The sequence below is a fragment of the Pseudoalteromonas sp. Of7M-16 genome (assembly GCF_022347805.1).
Classification (GTDB): domain Bacteria; phylum Pseudomonadota; class Gammaproteobacteria; order Enterobacterales; family Alteromonadaceae; genus Pseudoalteromonas; species Pseudoalteromonas luteoviolacea_F.
Map to the genome: position 1 here is coordinate 1 of NZ_JAKRFY010000062.1, position 1339 is coordinate 1339.

At 36.0% G+C, this 1339-nt stretch carries 1 pseudogene; it reads right to left on the reverse strand.

The features are described 5' to 3' along the window. Positions 1–276 (reverse strand): annotated as a pseudogene (locus tag MHN81_RS27955) (Mobile element protein); the annotation flags it as partial. Between the last annotated feature and the right edge of the window lie 1063 nt (positions 277–1339).

A 1339-nucleotide genomic window follows, 5' to 3' on the forward strand; every position in this document is an offset into this window, starting at 1 on the left:
TAGAATGGCTTTATCGTTTAGTCGTTTCGCTTTTTTATCATCAACATACAAAACAATATGCGTATGGTTACTCATCACGGCATAGGCACATACATCAATGCATAACACCTTAGCAAGTTGCAATAGCTTCTCTTCAACCCACCCCCTTCTGTGTTCATAAGACTTGCCTGTGGACTTATCCTCTCCACACAAATACGCCCGTCTTACGCATCGTGAGATGCAGTGGTAATACTTGGTATCCACCAAGCTAACTTGTCTCTTCCTTGCTATTGCCATAAAAAAGCCATCCATACTTTAACATTCAGTAAAGCATAGACGGCTTCTTACACTACCCCCAAATTGGAATGGGTGTCACATGTATTTTCATCCATACTTTAACGTTCAGTAAAGCATAGACGGCTTATTAGACTATTCCCAAATTTGGTTGGGTGTCACATGTATTCCGTTACAATATATTCGCTAATACAACAAATAGAACAAGCGCAACTAAAGCGACAATTTTATTTTTATTTTTCAAATTAAAAATCTTTTTTCGCTCAATCTCGCTTACAGAAGTAAACTTACATAACAACAGCTCTGTAAAGAACGACAAAATAAAAATTATTATAGAACCCCACAGCATTATGGATAAACTAAAGATTCCAGTAGCTATAAGAACCAGTCCAATCGGAACAAAAAATATTAATATTCCAATAACCCACTTACTAATCAGAAATCGACGATAGTTAAGTGAGTTACAATTATTACATCTACAAAGAAATGAAATAGTTGCAAAGGCGGAATACCACCCAAGATCACTTCCACAATTATTACAATTTTTATTCATCTAACGACCTAAATAACTATCTAACATTTTATCTACCGACAATTCACTCCCATATGTATGAGATGCTTGGAGAGAAGAGCCTACCAAGCCAAGAGGAGCCATTAGCGGGTTAACCAAAAGAGATGCCGTGCCTGAAGCAGATAACCTCCCCCATATTTGAATCTTATGACTTTTCCTTATAAAAAGGAATAAAGTTGAGATCATCATCATTGAAGAAACTACGATCATCTCAGAATTTAAAAACACCAATAACAGTGACACTGCGAAAAAAATAATTAATACATTTTTCATTTTTATTTAAACCATTTCCAATTTATAAATCTTATGTATCCTGTATAGGAGTCCCCTTTCATATCCATATACCCTAATCCAGCATCGATTTTCCCGCCACTTCCAGAGAACCCATCTGGAGCAAACATTAACATGACACCCAATCCTATTTATACCACAACTACATCCCTGCTAGTTTCAAATCAGAAATAAACCTCTAAAAAATGCTCAATTCGCGTCGAT